This is a genomic window from Psychrobacter sp. AOP31-B2-9 (assembly GCF_052378005.1).
Lineage (GTDB): Bacteria > Pseudomonadota > Gammaproteobacteria > Pseudomonadales > Moraxellaceae > Psychrobacter.
The window spans coordinates 1-22,868 of record NZ_JBQSXG010000009.1 but is presented as its reverse complement, the minus strand read 5'-3'; the positions used below and the strand labels follow the sequence as shown (position 1 = coordinate 22,868).

Annotated in this window: 19 protein-coding genes; 15 read left to right on the top strand and 4 right to left on the bottom strand. The window is 42.9% G+C overall.

Features of this window, described 5'->3' with window-relative positions; genetic code table 11:
• The first annotated feature begins 150 nt into the window (after positions 1–150).
• The 6 genes from ACT3SX_RS02270 to ACT3SX_RS02245 all read left to right on the top strand — a co-directional run bounded on the left by ACT3SX_RS02270 (position 151) and on the right by ACT3SX_RS02245 (position 5,000).
• Entirely contained in the window at positions 151–1,047 is an 897-nt protein-coding gene (locus tag ACT3SX_RS02270) for a 3-hydroxyacyl-CoA dehydrogenase (protein ID WP_192519771.1), read from the top strand.
• Between the two features lie 343 nt (positions 1,048–1,390).
• Positions 1,391–2,587 (top strand): amino acid aminotransferase, encoded by a 1,197-nt coding sequence (locus ACT3SX_RS02265; protein ID WP_192519770.1) that lies wholly within the window; start codon positions 1,391–1,393, stop codon positions 2,585–2,587.
• Positions 2,588–2,901: 314 nt separating this feature from the next.
• Entirely contained in the window at positions 2,902–3,516 is a 615-nt protein-coding gene (locus tag ACT3SX_RS02260; protein WP_192992500.1) for an acyl-CoA dehydrogenase family protein, read from the top strand.
• Between the two features lie 50 nt (positions 3,517–3,566).
• Entirely contained in the window at positions 3,567–3,872 is a 306-nt protein-coding gene (locus ACT3SX_RS02255) for an IS630 transposase-related protein (RefSeq protein WP_192521035.1), read from the top strand.
• 20 nt (positions 3,873–3,892) lie between these two features.
• Positions 3,893–4,417, top strand: coding sequence for an IS630 family transposase (locus tag ACT3SX_RS02250; protein WP_192521036.1), 525 nt, complete (start codon positions 3,893–3,895; stop codon positions 4,415–4,417).
• A gap of 127 nt (positions 4,418–4,544) precedes the next feature.
• Positions 4,545–5,000 carry a hypothetical protein gene (locus ACT3SX_RS02245; RefSeq protein ID WP_192992200.1) on the top strand — a complete coding sequence of 152 codons (456 nt, stop codon included), beginning with the start codon at positions 4,545–4,547 and terminating at the stop codon, positions 4,998–5,000.
• 370 nt (positions 5,001–5,370) lie between these two features.
• Here the strand turns inward: ACT3SX_RS02245 and ACT3SX_RS02240 are convergent, their stop codons facing one another.
• Together ACT3SX_RS02240 and ACT3SX_RS02235 are read right to left on the bottom strand one after the other, a co-directional pair.
• Positions 5,371–6,897 carry a sensor histidine kinase gene (locus ACT3SX_RS02240; RefSeq protein WP_192519141.1) on the bottom strand — a complete coding sequence of 509 codons (1,527 nt, stop codon included), beginning with the start codon at positions 6,895–6,897 and terminating at the stop codon, positions 5,371–5,373.
• 14 nt (positions 6,898–6,911) lie between these two features.
• Entirely contained in the window at positions 6,912–7,598 is a 687-nt protein-coding gene (locus ACT3SX_RS02235) for a response regulator transcription factor (protein ID WP_192519140.1), read from the bottom strand.
• Between the two features lie 244 nt (positions 7,599–7,842).
• On the opposite strand from ACT3SX_RS02235, the gene ACT3SX_RS02230 reads away from it, so the two are divergent.
• Positions 7,843–8,394: a Spy/CpxP family protein refolding chaperone gene (locus ACT3SX_RS02230; protein WP_192519139.1), complete on the top strand. Its 552-nt coding sequence runs from the start codon at positions 7,843–7,845 to the stop codon at positions 8,392–8,394.
• Positions 8,395–8,600: 206 nt separating this feature from the next.
• Here the strand turns inward: ACT3SX_RS02230 and ACT3SX_RS02225 are convergent, their stop codons facing one another.
• Positions 8,601–10,193, bottom strand: coding sequence for a hypothetical protein (locus ACT3SX_RS02225; protein WP_192519138.1), 1,593 nt, complete (start codon positions 10,191–10,193; stop codon positions 8,601–8,603).
• 163 nt (positions 10,194–10,356) lie between these two features.
• Entirely contained in the window at positions 10,357–12,429 is a 2,073-nt protein-coding gene (locus tag ACT3SX_RS02220) for a hypothetical protein (RefSeq protein ID WP_192519137.1), read from the bottom strand.
• A gap of 390 nt (positions 12,430–12,819) precedes the next feature.
• On the opposite strand from ACT3SX_RS02220, the gene ggt reads away from it, so the two are divergent.
• From ggt to ACT3SX_RS02180, 8 genes are all read left to right on the top strand, one after another.
• Complete coding sequence (gene ggt / locus ACT3SX_RS02215; protein ID WP_192519136.1) at positions 12,820–14,790, top strand: gamma-glutamyltransferase; 1,971 nt, start codon at positions 12,820–12,822, stop codon at positions 14,788–14,790.
• An 18-nt stretch (positions 14,791–14,808) separates the two neighbouring features.
• Complete coding sequence (locus ACT3SX_RS02210) at positions 14,809–15,210, top strand: hypothetical protein (protein ID WP_192519135.1); 402 nt, start codon at positions 14,809–14,811, stop codon at positions 15,208–15,210.
• Between the two features lie 117 nt (positions 15,211–15,327).
• Positions 15,328–15,789 (top strand): hypothetical protein, encoded by a 462-nt coding sequence (locus ACT3SX_RS02205; RefSeq protein ID WP_192519134.1) that lies wholly within the window; start codon positions 15,328–15,330, stop codon positions 15,787–15,789.
• A 335-nt stretch (positions 15,790–16,124) separates the two neighbouring features.
• Entirely contained in the window at positions 16,125–19,826 is a 3,702-nt protein-coding gene (gene dnaE / locus ACT3SX_RS02200) for a DNA polymerase III subunit alpha (protein ID WP_442063023.1), read from the top strand.
• 59 nt (positions 19,827–19,885) lie between these two features.
• Positions 19,886–20,245, top strand: a complete 360-nt coding sequence (locus ACT3SX_RS02195) for an Hpt domain-containing protein (protein ID WP_192992201.1) — start codon at positions 19,886–19,888, stop codon at positions 20,243–20,245.
• On the top strand, positions 20,246–21,082 hold the full coding sequence (locus ACT3SX_RS02190; RefSeq protein WP_192519131.1) for an RNA methyltransferase: 837 nt from the start codon (positions 20,246–20,248) through the stop codon (positions 21,080–21,082). It begins immediately after the preceding gene.
• A 354-nt stretch (positions 21,083–21,436) separates the two neighbouring features.
• Positions 21,437–22,294 (top strand): serine O-acetyltransferase, encoded by an 858-nt coding sequence (cysE, locus tag ACT3SX_RS02185; protein ID WP_192992202.1) that lies wholly within the window; start codon positions 21,437–21,439, stop codon positions 22,292–22,294.
• A gap of 10 nt (positions 22,295–22,304) precedes the next feature.
• The gene (locus ACT3SX_RS02180; protein WP_442063026.1) at positions 22,305–22,847 is read left to right on the top strand and encodes a hypothetical protein; all 543 of its coding nucleotides are present in this window, start codon (positions 22,305–22,307) and stop codon (positions 22,845–22,847) included.
• Positions 22,848–22,868 lie beyond the last annotated feature (21 nt).

The following is a 22,868-nucleotide window of genomic DNA, read 5'->3' as shown; positions in this document are numbered from 1 at the left end:
TAATAGTCTTAAAAAAGACATACCAGTCTGGCGGTATCTGTTAAAGTAAAATAAGTATCATTTGATATTTTCGTCATAAAAAAGAGTTTTTCAACCAACCCGAAACTGGACAAAAATAAAAGCGTCTTTGCTCAGTAGGAGATTAAAATAATGACCTATAAAAATGTAACCGTTGCAGGAAGTGGCGTTCTAGGCTATCAGATTGCTTTTCAGACCGCATTTCATGGATTTAACGTCACCGTTTATGATATTAACGATGAGGTCTTAGAAAAAGCCAAAGCAAAGTTTGAACTCATATGTGCTGCATTCAAAAGAGATATGAAGGCCAGTCAAAAGCAATTAGACAAAACATTTGCAAACCTCAGCTATTCATCCGATTTAAAAGACGCAGTTAAAGATGCGGATTTAATGATTGAGGCCGTGCCTGAAAACCCAAAAATTAAAATCAGCTTCTATGAAGAATTGGCAAAAGTGGCACCAGAAAAAACTGTTTTTGTCACCAACTCATCTACCCTATTACCAAGCCAGTTTGCTGACTCAACTGGACGACCTGCTAAATTTTTAGCCCTGCATTTTGCCAATAATATTTGGGTACATAATACTGCTGAAATAATGGGACACCCTGATACTGACCCTAAAGTCTTTGATGACGTTGTGGCGTTTGCTAAGGCGATTGGTATGTTGGCATTACCACTCAACAAAGAACAACCCGGTTATATTATCAATTCATTATTGGTACCGTTACTGGGTGCTGGTCTAGATCTACTAGCCAAAGAAGTGGCTGATCCTTACACCATTGATAAAACATGGATGAAAGCCACAGGCGCTCCAGTTGGTCCATTCGGTATACTTGATACCGTAGGCATCAACACTGCATACAATATTAATAAGATGTCTGCAGAAAAGACCCAAGATCCACTAGCCCTCAAAACAGTCGCTTATTTAAAAGAGCATTTTATTGATCAAAATAAACTTGGCGTTTCTACAGGTGAAGGTTTTTATACTTATCCAAACCCTGCCTTTACCCATCCTGATTTTTTAAAGTGATACTATAGGCGATCCACTATACGATAAATACAGTGATGGAACACAGCGATACAAATTACATTTTGCGTAGCCTCTGTCTACATAGACACAGTAGGCAGGCAAAAATGTATCTCTTTATTCTGTGATCGACTCTCTTTTATTTAGGACTGACTATAATTAGCGAGATTGATGAATAGCCGCTAACAGCCAAATTGGACTTTTAGCCGCTATTTCTATAAAAAATATAGTTTTTGACTGTTTTTATAAATCAAACGCCCTTAAATTTAATAATTCATATTGAGTTACTGACCAATTTGTTTTATGATTTTTGACGGCTAAATTTATCCTCTTCTAAGGAAATAAAATGTTTGAACGTATCGACCATTATGCAGGCGATCCAATTCTAGGCTTGATGGAAAAGTTTTTAGCAGATAATAATCCAAACAAAGTCAATCTAGGCATTGGTATTTATTATGATGAAAATGGCGTACTACCCGTCCTTGAATGTGTAAAAACTGCCGAGCAGCGCATTGCAGATCCAGTCTCTCCTCGTCCATACTTGCCGATGGCAGGTTTACCTGGACACCGTAAAGGCTGTCAGGAACTGCTCTTTGGTAAAGACGCACAAGTTTTAAAAGATGGTTTGGTTGCTACTATTGCAACCATCGGCGGTTCTGGCGCGCTCAAAGTAGGTGCCGAGTTTATCAATCAATGGTTCCCACAAGCCAAATGCTATGTGAGCGATCCAACATGGGGCAACCATATTGCCATCTTTGAAGGCTCTGATGTCACAGTCGGTAAATATCCATACTATGATAAAGAAAACAGCAGCATCAAATTCGATGAGATGATTCAGTTTTTTGAAACCTTGAATAAAGATGATGTAGTGCTCTTACATCCTTGCTGCCATAACCCAACAGGTTTGGATTTGACTCGCGAGCAATGGGACACAGTACTAAACGTCGTTCAAGCGCGTGAACTGATCCCATTTATGGATATTGCTTATCAAGGCTTTGGCGAAGATATGGACAGCGATGCTTACGCGATTCGCAAAGCAGTCGATATGGGCTTACCACTGTTTGTCAGCAACTCATTCTCTAAAAACTTATCGCTATACGGCGAGCGTGTTGGTGGACTGTCTATCGTTTGCCCGACTGTCGACGAAACCGATCGTGTATTTGGTCAAATGAGTGCAATGGTGCGTCGTATCTACTCAAGCCCACCGTCACACGGCGGCCATGTCGTCGACATCGTCATGAATGATGAAGCGTTACATGAGCAATGGGTTGGCGAAGTTTACGCGATGCGTGATCGTATCAAGGCTATGCGCTTAAAACTAAAATCAGTATTAGAAGCCAAAATACCAAACCGTAACTTTGACTATATTACCCGTCAGAACGGTATGTTTAGTTTCACTGGTTTGACGCCTGAGCAGGTCGAACGCTTGCAAACTGAATTTGGTATTTATATGATCTCCAATTCACGTATGTGTGTAGCTGGACTGAACACCAGTAATATCGACTATGTAGCCAACGCCATGGCAGACGTCTTAAAAAACTAGGCAAGCCATATACCAAACCGTATGACTCGTTAAGTACGGCTTGTTAAATACGATTTGGTAGGCATGACGATCAATAAAAAGGCTGAGCAACTGCTCAGCCTTTTTTTATGCCTCGATTATTTGAGGTTTATTCTGTCTGCCCATACTTAACACTGCCTTTAATACCTTAATCAACATTTAAGTTGTTAATTTATAACAAACAACTATTGGCTATTTTTGTTAAAGGTATTAATATATGTAAAAAATAGAATTAATTAAAATTCATTAATTATATATTTACATGTTGTTTTATAAATCAATATAGGTAAAAAGTGATGAGCCATACATCTTTATCAAATAATACAGACATTCTGCCATCCGATGCCGCTAACGATGTCTATCCATTGGCCTTATCAGCGAGATCTGATACTGAAGCCGCTAGAAAGATTGCACCAACAGTCATCGAAAAGCTTTCGGATCTGTCGCTCTTTAGAATGGGACTGCCAAAGTCATTTGGAGGCTGGGAAGGCAATCCTGTAGAGACGCTCAAGGTCTATGAAACATTGGCTAGCGCTGAAGCTTCTGTCGCTTGGATTACATGGAACAATCATTTAGCTTGTACCTTTGGTAGATTTTTAGACGAAACCAGTATGAAAGAGATATACCACAACCCTGCTCATGTCTACGCCAATTCAGCACGTCCTGAAGGCGTGGCTCATACAGTAGAGAATGGCTACATGGTCTCTGGTCAATGGACCTTGGTATCGGGGTGTGAGTTAGCAGACTGGTTTGTACTACGCTGTTTGGTCGTCTCAGAAGGCTCTCCGACTACCCTAGGTCCAGGAGCAAATCTGAAGCTGTTTTTTATTCCAAAAGAAAAGGTAGAAATCGTTGATACATGGCATGTCGGCGGATTAAATGGCACTGGTAGTCACGATATAGTGCATTAAGTATAAAAATGTTATAAGATAAAACATCTCAACAGATATGATTATTTATCATGACTTACTCACTAGATTATCGCAAACAAGTACTAAAAAGCTTAGAGGATGGCATGACCTTTGCCGAGGCAGCCTCTTTTTATGACATCAGTCCAACCACCATTCAAAAGTGGAAGAAACGGCTGCATAGTAAGAGCACTCGCAATGTTACGCCATCAAAAATACCGGATGATGCACTACGCAAAGACGTTGAGCGTTACCCTGATGACTATCACTATGAGAGAGCAAGACGGTTCAACTGTACTGCCCCAGCCATTTGTGAGGCTTTAAAACGCCTAGGCATCAGTCAAAAAAAAAGACCTTAGAGCATCCAAAAGCATGTCCAATAAAAAGAGCGGCGTATCAGAGTAAGCTTGATAACTTTAAACAGCAAGGTTATCCCATTGTGTATATGGACGAAAGCGGTTTTGAAAGCCAGACCATTCGTCCTCATGGTTATGCACTGATAGGCAAACCCTGTATCGACAGCTACAACTGGCAAGGTAAAAAGCGAACCAACGTCATTGGGGCTCTATATGAAAAGATGCTATTTGCACTGGATTACTTTGAACACAACATTAACAGCGGCATATTCTACGATTGGTGCAAACACACCCTAATCCCAAGCCTTAAAACCAAATGCGTGATTGTCATGGATAACGCTCGGTTTCATAAAAGTAGACGTATCCAAAAATTACTGAACAGGCATGGTCATCGTATCCTATGGCTGCCGCCGTACAGCCCAGACTTGAACCCTATTGAGAAAAAATGGGCTCAAGTGAAGTTTCTACGCCAAGGCTGGATGGAAAATGACTTATCTAAATTGTTTTATGATATTTGCCCTGACCATAACACTTTTATTTTGAACTGACTATATAGTCGTCAAAGATGCTTTTGTAAAAGAAGCATACGCTGTTGGTTTTGATAGCCCTGTTGCCATTGATAATGCATATAGTCGTCTGCCTATTGGCTGTATCAATGCAGCGGGCTGTGCCGCGATGGCACTAGGTGTGTTAAAAGCGGCAACCGATGACTTAATCGATATATGTCTTGAGCGAGTGACGCCAAATAAGAGCCCAGATTTACGTGATCGTGGTACAGTGCAAGCTGCCATCGCAAAGAGTAAAACGCTATTGGCATCTAGACGTTTGCAGTTACATAGTAGCGTTGAAACATTATGGGCAGAATCGCAAAAACAGAACACATTTACTGATGAACAGCTGGCTGATGTGTGGGCCGCGGCCTGTGAAGCAGCAAACGATGCTAGATCCATGCTGTCTGAGGTTTATGCCGTCGCTGGCACTGCCTCACTTTATAAAAAACATCGAATAGAGAGAGCGCATAGAGACATTCATGCCATTTTACAACATGGCATTATTCAACCTCATTGGTTAAACCAAGCGGGCATGGCGTATGTTGGACTGACGCCAAATGGCGCAATGTTTAGAGTATAACTCAAACGCTTTACCATGGTTGACCTGTGCTTAGCGCCTACTTGCTAAAATATTAGTGCGTGTCTTCATGTCAAAAATGCTGATAAAAATGAGATAAATTGCCGTCAAACAAGGAAAAGAGCGCAGATAATATCGAGATATTAACCAGCTATTTGACGATGTTTGGCAAGATTCAGCCATGTTTAGCCCATTGAGATGACTATCGAGTGAATTGAAGACACGCCCCTAATGTCCGTTAAATGTATCAAACACAAAAAAGCAAGACATCGAATGTCTTGCTTTTTTGATCGTGAGCGACTTTAGAGTTTGTTTATCACGCTCATGTCTGCTTAACTATTTATTTTTTAACGTTTTTTATTAGCTATCTTTTTTAACTGTCTTTCATTCTCACCGGCAAAGTAATCTGAACCACCAGCCCTTGTACCCCATCTTGGCGATTGTAGGCATTGATATGTCCTTTATGAGCGGTGACCACCGCATGAACAATTGCCAACCCCAACCCATACCCTCCTGTCTCACGATGACGAGCGGAGTCTAATCGTACAAAAGGCTGAAAAATACGTTCTAAGTCTTTTTCTGCCACACCGTCACCCTCATCTGTGATACTAACCTGAATAGCGGGGACCTGATGATTCATCTCTACTTTTTTGATTTCAGCAATCACTTCTGAATCGGCTGCTGTATGCATAAAGGCATTGCGAATGATGTTTTCAAGTGCACTGTGCAGCTGCTCTTGATTACCTAACACTTCCCACGAGCTATCTAACGATGCGCTAGGCGACTGCCACTGCCAGCTCACATTTTTATGATAAAACTCAAAACACACATCTTGTCCAATCTCGCTGATAAGCTCTGTCATATCCACCATTTCAGTTTCCAAGTTATCAATGGTGTATTGCTGCATTTGTAAAGATTGAATATGAATAATTTGTTCAATCAGCTCATTCATGCGTGCAGATTCTTTATCAATACGATCGAGATAACGGCTGGCATTTGGTGCAAAATCTCGAGTCAACTCAGTTGCTACCTCAAGACGTGCCAATGGTGAACGTAATTCGTGTGAGATGTCACTCAACATCTGCTTACGTGCCAGCTCACTTTCAGCCAAGCGTGTTGATAAGTTAGCCACATCGTTTGCTAATAGACCCAATTCATCATCTCCCATTTTGGACAAATTTGGATAGGTTTGATAATCACCATCAATCATACGATATACGGTGTTTTGTACACGGCGAATACGCCGAGTCAGCGTCCGACTTAGCCAAACACAGACCAATATGCTTAACAAGATAATTAATAATAAGCGTATAGGAAAGTTAGTATATTTCAACTCTACAACATCCGAAAAACGCAGATGGGGACGCAGCTGCACAATAACCGTTTGTTTATTTGGCAAAACAACCGTCACATCAGCGAGTTCTGGGCGACTCTCAGAATCAGCTATTTCGGCACTGGTTGGTATCATCGGTGGAACAAAATAGCTCAGAGGTGACCGCACATTTTTCGATACATCATTGTCCATCTCAGGTAAGCCTGACTGTAATGAGGGCGGCGTTTCTATCTGACCATTTGGTCTAATCTCTTCTCTATCCCGGTAACGCGGAAATATAATGCTACCTTGCTCATCATAGACTCTGACTTGATTCATTAGCCAGCGGTCTTGACGATACAGTTGTTTGACCGCTTCCATATCACCGGCTTTCAGTGCTGCGACCAGTTCCTGACGCTGAACCAACAAACTGTCTACCTGCACATCCATACGAGCGGTGAGCGCTTTTTCACTTAACCAACGCTCTACCATGACAGACAGGATAGAAGTGACCAGAATGGTGGCTAACAGACTCAAAAACAGCCGCCAAAACAGGGTGATCCGCACCTTAAACTTAGGGTTATTCATCGATGATTCCATCATTAAAGTACCAGCTGATAACCTTTACCACGAACTGCTTTTATTGGCTCGTCATGAAACGGTTGAAGTTTTTTACGCAGGCGTGACACATGAACATCGAGACTACGGTCAAAAGGCTGTAACTCACGTTGCAATACATGCTCTGACAGCCACTCCTTACTAACGACCTCGCCTTTTTGTTTGAGAAGCGCCACCAGTAAGTCAAACTCTGTACCCGTCACTTGCAGCTCAACACCATCTATTTGACAGACTCGCTGGTTTTGATCCAAATGCAAGCGACCTTCTGGTAACGGTGTGTGCTCTGACACTGCTGCATTGGTACGTTTGATGACTGCATTAATACGTGCTAGCAGCTCTCGAGGATTACAAGGTTTGGTAATGTAATCATCAGCGCCAAGCTCTAAACCGATGATACGATCAATCTCCTCGCCTTTTGCGGTTAGCATAATGACAGGGATATCAATAATATTCGGTAATTGACGTAGTACACTGAGTCCGTCCATCTTCGGCATCATAATATCCAGCACTAGCAAATCATAAACAGGGGTCTGCGTACTGGCTTTTTTTAGTTTTTTTATGACAGCCTCACCATCATGAACACAGTCACATTGGACGCCATGATTATGCAAATACTCTTCTAATAACTGAGTCAACTCTTCGTCGTCATCACCTAACAATATGTTTGGCATATCTATCTCCTTAAACGTTAAATAGCTTTGTTATTTATATTATCAGGCAATAGCTGATCGGTATTCTATAAATGTTACTTTTCTTAATACTTCATAAATGTTCGTAACCTTCAACTGTCGTAAGATAGCACCTATCAACAGCAAGTATTGTATTTATATTCAACGCTTAACAACAATAATTGCCAGATAAAACGTTAAATATCTATTCAATCAAACCATATGAAGTTAAATAAAGGACGTTACTATGAAAAAGTTACTATTAGGTTCAGCCATCGCATTATCTAGCGTATTTACTGTTACTGCATGTACCAGTGTCAATGCAAACACAGATACCACACCATCAACGACACAAATGCAAAAGCATCACAAAGCTGATATGAAAAAAGGCGGCATGAAAAAAGGCGAGATGAGAGGTCCGTTGTCTAAACTAGACCTTACAGCTGCGCAAAAAACCCAAATCAAAGCCATTATGGAAGCGCAGCATGGTGATCGCAAAACAGAACCTGCACAACATCAAGCAGAGCGTGCGCAAGTAGAGCAACAAATACAAGCATTGACTAATGCTCGCACATTGAATAGTACTGCGGTAAACCGTCTCGCCGATCAGCAAGCAGCGAAAGAAAAACAACGCTTTATTGAACGCATACAGACCCAACATGCGATTGCTCAAGTACTGACTGCTGAGCAGCGTGCGGAACTGGCACAAATGAAAGAAGATCGAAAAAATGATGATGAAGGTCATGGTCGTCCAGACCGTCGTGAGAAACGTGGCGAGCGCCCACAGCAAGGTATGTAATAATTCACTTAAACCACTTTGGAAAAGTGATAGTTTTACCTAGCGATATGCGTATTAAATTAAAAAGCGCCTCTATTAAGTAGAGGCGCTTTTTAAGTATGTGCATTTCAATCGATGATAGTCAAAGAACTCTAAAATAGCTATAAGGATAGATAACGTCATAGTAATTTAGTGGTTCACTGAACTATACCAGTTGCTATACAACCTTAATCAATAGCAGCGAACTCATCTTGCGCCATTGGCAGTAGATTAAACATCATTTTTCCAAGAGCAGTACCATTGCCATCACGATAATATTGCAGCAACTCCTTACTATACTGCCGTGCATCGACACTATTACTGTCATTCGGCACTTGCGCATCATTTGGTAAGTTAGGGAATGCTATATCTTTATTGATAGCGGAATACTGCTGTAAGGCATCTATTACCAAGCCTTTGTCAGATGTGTTGCTAGCAGTGTGTAACGTATTACGCGTATGCTGCCACGCAAGCTTGCCACGTTTATCAAAGCCGTATAACTCTTGCACCGCTGTGTCCGCTCCCATTTCATCTTCTACCGTCTCAACATTGCCATCATTATTCATACTGTTTTTCATTGCAGCCAATGCTTGCTGCACCAGTGCTTTACTGGTAAATGTATCAGTACTAACATCCATGTTTGTGTCGTTTTCTGAGTAAGCTTCATTACTTTTTACCAGTTCAGGGTACTGCTCGGTGATGTGGTTGTAAAATATGCGCATGTAGTCTTGATAAAACTGCTCATAACTCTCAGCACTTTGTAGACGGCGAATCACTTGATCGCTTGCTAGCATGGCAGGTAGTTGATGCTCTGGTAACTTAGGAGACAAAGATACCAACGTATTAGGTGCCACATAGTCAAACTGGCTAACAGGCGCTGCCTCAAACGTGCGATCTAGCGCTTCAAAATGAGCTTTTATCACCTCACTTCCAAACCCTTTTGGCAACGTACCATCATCCAGTGCAACTTTTAGCCACTTGTTTTGCCATGTAGTACCCAGCTTATCATCTAATAATTCTGAATTTAACATTGCAAAATTATCGGCCCACAGATAAATATTGCCGTTTTTAAAATCGATATAAATAGGCTGATTGATACTGCTTTGATGGTTACGTGCTTTATATTGCACACTGGCTAGCATAGTAGCCTTACCAACCATAGGTTGATAGATACCTTGCGCATTGATGGATAATGGCTTTAATAGATAAGCGTCTAGCAATTTCGCTTTTTTAATATCTGATGGTGTTGTTTTATCATAATAGTTATCAAATAGTTGCTGATATGATGGTGGTACAGTGATATCACTATCGTAATCGCTTTCTATCCACGCTTCATAGGCATCTGAACACTCAAGATAAGTGTCTTTGAGTGCTGCTCGCTGGGCATCATACTCTGCGTCCATCACATCATTATTTTGTGTTTGTGCTTGAGCAACCAGATCGGCATACGCTTGATCATGTGTCTCTTCGCAGTATGTGTCCACATAATCTGCCGTAACCAACTCCGCTTGATCTACATTAGTAACATACTGATCGTTGTTAATCTCAAGATTGCCATGATAGCTAAATGATTGACGACGCTGTTTTTTTAGCGCGGTTGCCAATGCTGTTTTGGCTGCTGTTGGCGTTTGCTGTGCCGTAACACTGCTGGACTGACCTAAGCTGGTAGATTGGCAGCCTGTTAATAATAGTGCGCCTGTGATGAATACACTGGTCAATAAAGTATGGTTTTTGATGGTTGACGGCAGACGACCTACGATGGCTTGATGTACTGTTTTCATTTCTTATCCTTAATAAATATGGGCTTGAACGTGACAAGATATATAGTCAGCTCTTCATAATTTTGATACGCTATCAGATTCGCTTAGGCTATTATTTATAGTGCTTTCACTTGGCTTTGTGGTATCCAAACTATATTGAACCGACTATAGTGCTAATAACGCTCTACCAGTTGTCTGTATCATCTTCCGCATCAGTGTAGCCTTCACTATAACCTTCGTTATAGTCATCATAATTACTAGACTCGTACTCTGCCGCATCGCTAGCAGAATCCTCGCTAGCATCAGCATAGTCGTTGTCATAATCATAGCGGGCGTAACGAGCCTCTTGCAGCCTATCTCCTTTTTGACGTTGCTCTGCAATCCAAGCATTGCCATCGATAGCAGGTGTTGCATTATCACCAAACGACTCGGCCAATAACGGGGTCAACGCACTCTGATTAAAGCTGGCTTTATCATAGCGGACTTGATTGATTGCAGTGGTTGTAGAACCAAGAAAATCACTGCCCATATTTATACGTTGCTGCTTAGCAAGTAGTCGATCTGAGCTGTCTAAGTAATAGTAATTTGTCTGATTGAACGAAATTGGACCAATGGCCTCAATCACTTGCAATAGCGCACCCACATCTGCACTTTGATAACCTTTATTATAGAGCTGCAACTTTTCAATGGCAGCTTTTAGCATGGCGCCATCAGGGTATTTCTCTGGATTGGTATCGATATACTCTTGTAACGACTGCGTCATATACTTTAGAAATTTACCAATCATCTCACCGCTTTGCTGACTACCAAAATATACTTTTACCGCTCGGCTAGCACCGACTTCTTTGGCAAACGCATCATCACTAATATCGACTGCACTAAAGTGCTCAGGTGCCAGCTCCGCCATACTGTCTTGTATAGCAGCAATCGCTGCATCATAGACCACTGCTGGTGGTAGCTGCTCAGTGATACTATCAGGCAAACCAAAACTGACCGTATGTGACGCCATCTCGTTCGGTAGTGGCGTGTTTTCGGGAGTGGCCATCGCCACGATAGGCATAATAACTGAAGGATCAACCGTGACATTACTGTTGTTAAAATCAAACGCGAGCGGTATTTGTACTGATGAGCTTATCGTCGGCGTCACATAGTCGTAGCTATAGACGCTTTGTAGTTGTCGCTGCTGAGGTTTGTACTGACTCACACTACTAAAAAACAGATTTTTATAATGATAAGCATTGGACGCTGCTATCTGCTCAGGGGTTCGGTGGAGCATGTTAAGCATTTGGCCCAATGCGCCTGAGGCTGACGTAGGAGGAAACTCGTTTGTTGTACCAGTCATTTCTGCTTGCTGTTTTGCCATCTGCATGGCTTCATATTGCTCTGCCATGCTTTTTGGGTTTAGTTCTGATAACTTTGAAAGAGCGCTGTCCGATTCATAATCATCGCTAGCATAAACTCCTTCATCATAGTCACTGCGGCTATAACCATATTCATCATAACCGTCTCGATCATAGCCATCTTCATCGTAGCCGTACTCATCATAACCGTATTCGTCGTAGCCATACCAGTCATAACCGTTTTCGTCATAGCCGTTTTGATCGTAACCTTCATCATCATATGCAATGTCATCTGACTCATCAGCATATTCTTCGATGACGACTTCATCTGCAGCATCGACATAGCTGTCATAATCTGATTCATAATAATCATCATCTGAGTAGTCCGAATCATAGCTTGAGTCATAGTCGTCTGACATCTCTTTGCTATACGCATAAGTTTCTAAAACGGTTCTTAGCAAACTACTAGCGCCAGCATCGATACTATCAGGATCAATAAAAGGGGCGGTTTGATAATTGGCTTGCGAAACGGATACATGCTCGGTCGCCAGATGCTGGCGAATGGCCGTCATCAAATGCGTTTTGGCTTGGTTCTCAGTGCTAGGATTATTTTCTTGGTCAAATAATTGTGCATAGCGTTCAGACTTGGCATTTAAATCGGCATTAAATGCACGGCCCTGTGCTTGGCTCTGCGCAGGATCTGCAATCTCAAAATCAATCACCTTGCCTGATACCGCAGCATTTGATGAAGCCATCGACGTTGATTGACAACCTGCTAGCAAAGTCATCGCGCCCACGGATAAAATCGCACAGCTAGACATTTTTATTAACTGACGCTTGCCTGTACTCGTTGGCTGATGCGCTGATGATTGAGACAAAAGTGGCTGTTTGCTGTTATGAAAAATAGGCGGTGACATGAAATTCCCTTAGTCTAAGCTGATAAACAATTGTAAATATATAATGAATAGCGTCATTTATATCACAAAACATTACTAGCTAGCTATAATAGCGCAATTATTCATTTAATTTCCACAAATCATTGGGCTTCATCATAATATTTATGTAATAGACGCTAAAAACATCATCATGTTCGACCGCACGTTACCTTCTCGATAATTAGCTGCCATAGCAAGATGAAAAAAATATCTTTTAAAGCTGTTATTTTTAGTATTTTTATAGACATATGTAGGTAATATCTTCCTATTCTCATGCTATCCTGTTATTTTTCGTGACATACCTTTTCTTAGTCTATCTGTTTTTAAAATACAGCCTTACTGATTAACGTCTCATATAAAAAGGACTTTGCCATGCAGCCCTCATCCTCTGACCATCAAACCACTCAACTGTCTAAACAAAACTTCAGTACACTACTCAAATCCAGCACTCTACTCATCACCAGTACATTATTGCTATCTATATCAGCTCATGCGCTTGAACCCGTGACACCAAAACCCACTGATTCGATAAATAATACGTCTATCAATACCAGCGCAATCAACCTCGATATTATGACCGACAGTCCTACTCTGCTGTCCGAAACCAAACGCATTACACCTAGCAAATCAAGCACTCTCACTGCCACTACTAACATTGCCACTACTAACACTGCCAACAGTACCAATAACGAGCAAGCCATCTATTCTGCCGATGCGATTCATCACCCTGTTTGGGCAAAAAATGGCATGGTCGCTACGCAAGAAGCGCTCGCCTCAAATATTGGTTTAAAAATCTTAGAAGAAGGTGGTAACGCTGTTGATGCAGGCGTCGCAGTTGGCTTTGCTCTAGCCGTCACCTTACCTCGTGCTGGCAACATCGGCGGTGGTGGGTTTATGATGATTTATGATGCCAAGCAAGACAAGACCGTGGCACTCGATTACCGTGAAAAAGCACCCAGTAGCGCCACTCGCGATATGTACCTCGATGAAGAAGGTAACGCTGTTAGCGACTTGTCTCGCTATCATGGCTTGGCTGTCGGTGTGCCAGGTACAGTCGCAGGACTGCTCAAAGCGTTGGACGAGCATGGTACGATGAGCCGCGGACAAGTCATGGCACCAGCGATAGCACTAGCAGAGGACGGTATAGAAGTGACGGCTGGATTGGCTGAGTCACTCACCGCTCTCAGTGATCGTTTGCAAAAGTGGCCCAGTACCAAAAAGGTGTTTTTTAAACCAGACGGCAGTGCCTATCAACCAGGAGAACGCTTAAGGCAGCCAGAGCTTGCCCGCTCGCTAAAGCTAATTGCCGCACAAGGGCCTGATGGGTTTTATAAGGGTGAAACGGCGCAAAAACTGGTCAAAGCGGTCAATGAAGCAGGTGGCCTAATGAGCTTGCAGGATTTGAGCGATTATCAAGCGATCGCCCGTGAGCCGGTCAAAGGCAACTACCGTGGTTATGAAGTGGTCTCAATGCCGCCGCCTTCTTCTGGTGGTATTCATATCATTCAGATTTTGAATATTTTAGAAGGCTATCCACTCAAAGACTACGGACAAAACAGCGCGCAGACCATCCACTTAATGGCTGAAGCGATGCAATTGGCTTATGCAGATCGAGCAGAGTACTTAGGTGATGCTGACTTTATCGATGTGCCTGCCAGCGGTCTTACCTCTCAAGCCTATGCTGACAAGCTGCGCGCCTTAATTGATCCAAACAAAGCCACACCAGCGGCGACCATCAAAGCCAATAATCCACTGCCCTACGAAAGCGATCAGACCACGCATTTCTCTATCGTCGATAAAGATGGCAATGCGATAGCCAATACTTATACGCTAAATTTCTCTTACGGCACCGGTCTCGTCGCTGACGGTACAGGGATTTTACTCAACAATGAGATGGATGACTTTTCGGCCAAGCCTGGTGTGCCAAACGGTTATGGCCTATTAGGCGGTGAAGCCAATGCTGTCGAAGCCAATAAACGTCCCCTATCCTCGATGAGTCCAACCTTTGTGTTCAAAGACAGTAAGCCTTATATCGTCACAGGTAGCCCAGGTGGTAGCCGTATCATCACCACCGTCACCCAAATCCTCTCAAACGTCATCGACCATGATATGAATATCGCTGAGGCCACCCATGCCCCGCGCATTCATGACCAATGGCTGCCTGATGAAATTCGAGTCGAAAAAGCATTGAATATTGATACTGTCAAAAAGCTTGAGTCAATGGGACACACGGTCAGTCCAAAATCTGCCATGGGTTCGACGCAGTCGATTATGATTACGCCAAACGGTGTTTACGGCTCGTCTGATCCACGTATCGTTGATGCGGCTGTGGTGGGGTATTAATAGCAACAGGATATAATTATGAAATCAATAAAACTAGCTTTACTCCTAACCAGCATGTTAGGCCTCACCGCCTGTATCGATTTGGGTGCGCGGTTTATGTATGAACAAGACTATTTAGAAGATGACTCTGGCAATGCAGTAGGAGAATGTACCACAGAGATCAATCCAGCAACAGACAGACTTCTTTTTTCTCCAATAATCAAAAGTTGGGCAAAAAGATACTGGGAAGACAACAACTTGCCTAAAGGTACACTGTATTTTATCTGTGACGGAAGCACACCCTTATTACCAAAGGACTGTCAAGGAAACGAGCTGACCACACCGCAGCTGCGTCGCTATTGGAAAAAATATGATTTGCCTATAAGTACTTATGAATTTAATTGCAGAAACGGTGTACCTAGTGTACCAGCCGATAGTTAGCTACTAATTCAGTACTGTAGCGATCAACTAATTTAGGGCAGATGATATGAGGTTTAGTTTATAACCCAAATATCTAAAAGATTTTCACCCTTAAACAAAACTAGAGCAAAACACCTTATGAAAACATCATACCTCATCGCCGGTGGACTCACCGCATTGCTATTAACAGGCTGTATAGATAATATAGCGGGAATTAATAATTCAAAGCCTGATGAATACATTCTGAATAGTAAAGGTGGCTGGGCATTACACTGTCGTACTAACCAACCGTTAGGCAGTGATGGTACAAATTTTTGGGATTACAATAATCTACCTCATGGTACGGTAGACTATGTCTGTAAAGAAGGTAGAGCCTACCTACCTGGGCAAGCACCCAATTGCGATGTACAAACTGGCTTTTGTCCACCCGACAAAGATACCAAAAAATGCTTTTCTTATGACATGGGCTCATATTACTATAGTAAAGAATGTAAAAAAGAAGACAGCCTTAGTGGTTATTGGCAAGGTGATAAATGGATGAATAGAGAGGGTAACGCCGAGAATCCAATCTGGGTTGAAGGCGAATGGGCTGGATTATAATTCAAACCTCTAAAAGCCTTTTACCCCTAAACAGAACTATAATTCTTTCTGAATATTTCATAAACAACCGCTTTCATCGTTAAAGATGTCAGCGGTTATTTATTGAAATAGAAATAGCACGTATCTAACGAATACTTCCAACCTTATTACTTCGCCCAATACCTTTGAATCAGTGGTTGTCTGCAGCAAATAATGCTATTATTAACGACCTGATTTGGAATACGCAAATACGATTATTAACGTATTTGCACACCAAATTAAAGACTTAAATTATTGATAATAAAAAACTTATTTATTATCAGCCTATTTTCCGATCGTATCCGTAAGAGTCCTCTATGGCATTTGTACACCTTGGCATTCACAGCGAATATTCAATCACTGACTCTATCGTGCGTATCAAGCCGTTAGTCAAGGCTGCTGCGGCCGATAATCAGCGCGCGCTTGCTTTGACCGATTTATCCAACCTTTATGCCACGGTGAAATTCTACCGTGCCTGCCTAAGCGCTGGTATCAAGCCAATCATCGGCAGCGAAGTCATCATGGAAAATGAAGACACGCGATTGACACTGTTAGCGATGGACAATGAAGGCTATCAAAATATCACCCGTATTGTCTCACTAGGCTTTACCGAAGGACGTGCCGATGATGCCAACCATGGTGTGCCCGTTATCAAGCGCCATCATATCTTAGAACATGCGGCAGGTGTTATCGTACTATTTACCGAAAAATCCGATGTCGGTCAGGCACTGGTCAGCTCAATGCCAGAAAAAGCCGATGAGCTGCTGACAGAGTGGCAGTCGCAGTTTTCTGATCGGTTATACTTTGCTATCAAACGCACCAATCGCTCAGGTGAAGATACCTTTATTAAAGCAGCTATTCACTCAGGTGCCAAACACAATATGCCTATTATCGCCCATAATGATGTGCGGTTTTTGGAGCAAGATGATTTTGATGCCCATGAAGCGCGAGTATGTATCGCAGGCTCTTATGTACTGGCTGACCCAAATCGTCCAAAGACCTATTCTGATGAGCAATACCTCAAAACTCAAGAGCAAATGGCACAGCTATTCGCTGATATTCCTCAGGTAGTTGATAATACATTACGCCTAGCCAGTCGTTGCAATGTGACCTTGACGCTGGGTATTAATGTCTTACCCGATTTTCCTGTACCTGAAGGTGAGACGATTGAATCATTTTTTCGGGCAGAGTCGATACGTGGCTTGAATAATCGCTTGGATAAGCTTTTTCCTGTTGAAGAACGTACTGAACATTGGAACGATTTTCGCCAGAAGTATGATGAGCGCTTAGAGTATGAGCTTGGCATTATCCTCTCGATGGAGTTTCCTGGTTATTTCTTAATCGTTATGGACTTTATTCGCTGGGCAAAAGCCAATGGCGTACCTGTTGGACCGGGTCGTGGTTCCGGTGCAGGATCCTTGGTCGCTTATGCGCTAAACATCACCGATCTTGACCCTATCCACTACGATTTATTATTCGAGCGCTTCTTAAACCCTGAGCGGGTATCGATGCCCGATTTCGATATCGACTTTTGTATCGAAGGCCGTGACCGAGTCATTGACTATGTGGCGCAAACCTATGGTCGTGACGCAGTCTCGCAGATTATCACCTTTGGTACCATGGCCGCAAAAGCCGTGGTACGTGATGTGGCGCGTGTACAAAGCAAGTCGTATTTCCTTGCCAATAAAATATCCAAGCTTATCCCCAAAACTCCGGGTATCACGCTGAGTCAAGCGCTCGAACAAGAGCCACAGCTCAAGGACTTGATCTCTAATCCTGACAATATGGATTATGAAGATGCCATCGAAATTTGGGAGATGGCCATCAAACTAGAAGGCGTCTGCCGAAACGTTGGTAAACATGCGGGTGGCGTACTGATTGCCCCGCATAAGATTACCGACTTTAGCGCCATCTATTGTGATGATGAAGGTCACCGTGTCAGCCAGTTTGACAAAGACGACGTCGAGGCCGTTGGTCTGGTGAAGTTTGACTTTTTGGGTCTGCGCAACCTAACCGTCATTGATGCTGCCGTTGAGAACATCAACTTACGCCGTGCCAAAGAAGGCAAAGACGCATTAATCCTAGAAGATTTGCCGTTAGATGACAAAAAAGCCTATAAGCTACTGCAAGATGCCAAGACCACTGCTGTCTTTCAGTTAGAAAGTATGGGTATGAAAAAGTACCTCGCCAAACTACAACCGACCAATATCGAAGATGTCATCGCCATGTGTGCGCTATATCGCCCCGGTCCGCTAGATGCCGGCATGGTAGAGATGTATATCGACCGTAAACATGGTCGCGAGGAAGTCATCTACGATCATCCCAATCTTGAGCCAATACTAGAAAACACCAACGGCGTTATTGTCTATCAAGAACAGGTCATGCAGATATCACAGGTCATGGCTGGTTATAGCTTGGGCGGTGCTGATATGCTGCGCCGTGCAATGGGTAAAAAGAAACCCGAAGAGATGGCCAAACAGCGCGATATCTTTGTCACTGGTGCAACCTCACAAGGCATCGATGAAGTCACCTCAGGTGGCGTATTTGATTTGATGGAAAAATTCGCTGGTTACGGCTTTAACCGCTCGCATTCTGCCGCTTATGGTGTATTGGCGTATCAAACCGCTTACCTCAAGCAATACTACCCTGCCGAGTTTATGGCAGCGGTACTGACTTCAGATATGAACAACACGGACAACGTCGTATTCTTTATCAATGACTGCCGTGAAAATTTTGAGTTAACCGTTGTCAATCCATCCGTGAACCGTAGTGAATGGCATTTCGTCGCTGATACGCCGACCAATATTATTTATGGTCTTGGCGCGATTAAAGGCGTGGGTGAAGGTGCTGTTGAATCTATCGTCGACGCACGCCGCCGCGAAGGACCATTCAGAGACTTATATGACTTCTGTCGCCGCGTAGACATCAAAAAAGTCAATAAGCGCACGCTTGAAGCACTGGTCAGTGCAGGCTGCTTTGATGACTTTGCAGCGACATTGCGACCTGACTTGCCAGCCGATGAAGCATACGAGATTCGCGGTGCGCTGATGAGTCAGTTGCCAAGTGCGGTACAAGCGGCTGAACAAGACCGTCAAAACCGTGAAATCGGTATGATGGATTTGTTTGGTGAGATGGATGGTGTGGTCGCCGCGCCACCATTAGTCATGACACCAGAGCTAATCTGGGGGGACAAACACCGCCTAAAAGCTGAAAAAAACACTTTAGGGCTGTATTTGACAGGTCACCCTATCAACGAATACCTAGATGAACTAAAACGCTATACCTCAGGCACGCGTCTTGATAAGCTAACCGATACTGGTTATAACGGCATCTGTTATTTTGCAGGATTGATTATCGATATCGCCAACTTTGGTACTCGCAACGTCATTACCTTAGACGATGGCACATCACGGTTAGAGGTTAGCTGCTATGCGGAGCGCTTTAACCGCGTCAAAGACCAGCTAAAAGTCGACGAAGTGGTCATTATCAAAGGCAGTATTCGTGAGCGTGACGGTCGCCTCTTTGCCCGTCTTGATAGTGCCATGAGCATGGTTGATGCGCGCTTGCGCTGGCTCAAAAAGATCAGCATTAAAGTTCACGGTAGCGATATCAATTTGCTCACACGTATGCAGCCTCTGCTGAAATCTGCACAAGCTGACATCATACCAGCACCGCGCTTGGCTTATAACAGCGAGCAAGATGAGCAAGACAGTAATAGTGGCGGCAACGGCGCTTACGATCCTGCCATGGGCGGCAGTCTATACGATGAAAACGGCAATGATTTAACGGCTATGAGTAATGGCAGTCATACTGATCAAGGTTATACTGACAATGCTCTGAGCAATACCGACGCCTCTATTAATGACAACTGTCTACCACTTGGACTAAGTATTTATGCAGAGTTTGGTATTGCCAATGTTGCTCTATCCGAGCATTGGCGTATTTATCCCAACGATGACAACTTACAACAACTGAAAACTATGATTAATGAAGACAACTTACACTTTCATTATAGTTAGCATGTGTTAAACCCACCTCAACCCTTATTGCTTTAACTTTTAACAATTGGATATAAAAAATGGACGAAATTATCAACGATGAGCAGTTTGAAGACATGCGTGACTTGCTCGAAGAAGATTTTGCCGACTTAATACAAGTCTATCTTATAGACAGTAAGAAACGTGTCGCAGCACTAAAAACGGCTCAGCAAGAAAACGACCATGCTAACGGCTATGAGACCGCTCATGCTCTAAAAGGCGCTAGCGCTAATTTAGGCGCTAGCGCTAATTTAGGCGCTGCGAAATTGGCCAGCTTAAGCAGTCAATTACAAGAGCGCTGCCGTGAGCGTACGATTGGCGAACAAGCCACACTTATTGAAAACATCTCAATCGCGCTGCAAAACGTTGAGCAAGAAATCAATCAACGCTTGGGGCTATAAATGAGTAACAGTTCTCCATCAGCTCATGGTGTGAATGACTATCTGTCTGCTGTACAAGTCGTCATGGTAAATACAACGCTACCTGCCAATATTGGCTCGGCAGCACGGGCGATGCACACCATGGGGTTGTCGCGTTTGACGGTCGTTGATCCTAAATTGCCAATTGATGAGACGAGTGTCTCTCATGCAGCAGGTGGCAATGAGCTACTGGCATCAGCGACCATCGCACCTAGCCTTGAATCTGCTATTGCAGACTGTCAGCTCGTGTTCGCAGCGAGTAGTCGTAGTCGTCATTTGCCGCGCCCTGTGGTGAACCCTACCCAAGCGGCAAAAATCATGTTTGATTTTATGGATCAGCAAGCAAGTACGACTAGTAGTAAACCAAATATTGCTATCTTATTTGGTCGTGAAGATCGCGGCTTGACCAATGAAGAGTTGGCTTATGCAGATTATCATATTCAAATCGATGCCAATCCTGCTTATCCTGTGCTCAACGTTGCATCAGCGGTACAAGTAATCGCCAGTTTTATCTTTGCATACGCGCAAACGCACTTAAATACAACTGATAACAGTCTAGATGCTGATATAAGTACAACCGTCGAACCCATGATGGACGTTCATCTGCGTCAACAATGGGACGAGCCTGCGATTACCCAGCAGCAACTACAACAGCTGACTCAGCGTATGACAGAGCTGATGGTTCAGCGCGGTCTGGCAGATAGTGAGCACTTAAAATCATTGCCATCGCGCCTGTCACGACTGGGCTCGCGTGTACAGCTCGATCAAAAAGAGTATCAATTACTGAGTGCATTGATTGCCAAGCTGTCAAAAGACTAGCTATATTATCTAACACGCCCTAAATATAAAATCGATACTCACAAGCTCATATGAATTGATGGGTTTGTGAGTATTTAATAGCTCATCACTACAGTCAGTCCTATATAAATCGGATACGGCGTCAGGCTCGCTTAGCCTACCACTTGTAGTACTTTCACTCGCCTACCTTGTATCCAAATTATCTTGAACCGACTATATATTTTATCGTGTAAAACTGCTATAACTTAAAAGACCTTAGTGTAAGTACAACCTAATATTTATGCAGACTTAATAACGATTAAAATCTAATAACTATAAATTACAGATATCGCTGTTCACCAGTGACACTCTACTGACAAATAGATAGGACGCTTTATGTCATTGCCAACCAAATTATTCAAATCACTTATTAGTATCAAAAAAGACCTAAAAGAAGACATAAATGCGGTATTCAAACGTGACCCTGCGGCGCGCAACAGCCTCGAGATCATATTGACCTACCCTGGCATCCATGCGCTCGTCCTACATCGCGGGGCGCACTGTCTTTGGAATAACGAACAGAAACTGGCCGCACGTGTGGTCTCTTATGGCTCACGTATCATCACTGGTATTGAGATTCATCCTGCTGCCAAGATTGGCAAACGATTTTTTATTGATCATGGTGTCGGCGTCGTCATTGGTGAAACGGCTGAGATTGGCAACGATGTCACCTTATATCATGGCGTCACCCTTGGCGGCGTATCATGGAATAATGGCAAACGTCATCCCACGCTAGAAGATGGCGTGACCGTTGGCGCTGGTGCAAAAGTATTGGGCCCATTTACGGTGGGTAAAAATGCCAAAATCGGCTCAAATGCGGTCGTGGTAAAACCGGTACCAGCAGGCGCTACGATGGTCGGTAATGCAGCTCGCATGATATCGGATCATCATGATGAAAAAGGCAATCCAATTACCGAAAAATCACCAGACGCTAAGTCACAAGAAAAAATAGCGACCTCAAAACAAGCTACTGCACGCGATACAGCATTTCAGGCTTATGGTATTGATCCAACCTCACAAGACCCTGTTGCAGAAGCATTTGCTAAAATGCTAGAACACATTCAGCAGTCAGAAAACCGCCTCGATCAATTACAAGCTGCTATGTGCAAAATCGATCCTAGTTTTTGTAAAAAAGAATATGACAAATTGTGCTTAGAAGAGTTCGATGTGATTGGTAAAGATGAGGCTGATTAGAAAACTGAAAATGGCTAGATTACAATATATTAAAACAAGAGTTTTTAGCGCTTGTATGGTAAGTCTACTATTTTATATATCTAGTCATGCCATAGCATCTAATAACGATAGCCCAAACCATTACATAGAAGTAGATGTTGAGTCTTTAGTAACGAAATCTACTCTTGAGTGTGATTCTGTTTATAGACAGAACATCGCTGGTATTGCTTTTGCCTTGCAAGAAAGCACTGTGAATCGTATATCTCAGAATCAGTTTGCTATAGGTAATGACTACAAGATTAACGGCGTCAAACTAATAAGCACAACATACAAAAAATCTGAACAACAACGCACCGTAAATATGGATGTCGATTTTACTAAATTTGGGGTAAGAGTACTTCGTATTTCAAGCTTTGTGTATGATGGTGAAGCTGAAGGCTTTGGTTATTACTTTATTTTGAAAGGTAAGCCATCAATGAACAAAAGCTTTTTAGAGCAAGAAAATATCGACATTGATTTAGCCATGAAGACAAAAGGCGGCAATACCCGAATCCCTTGCGTCATAGCAGGCTAAATGGTTCACATCGCTATGGTA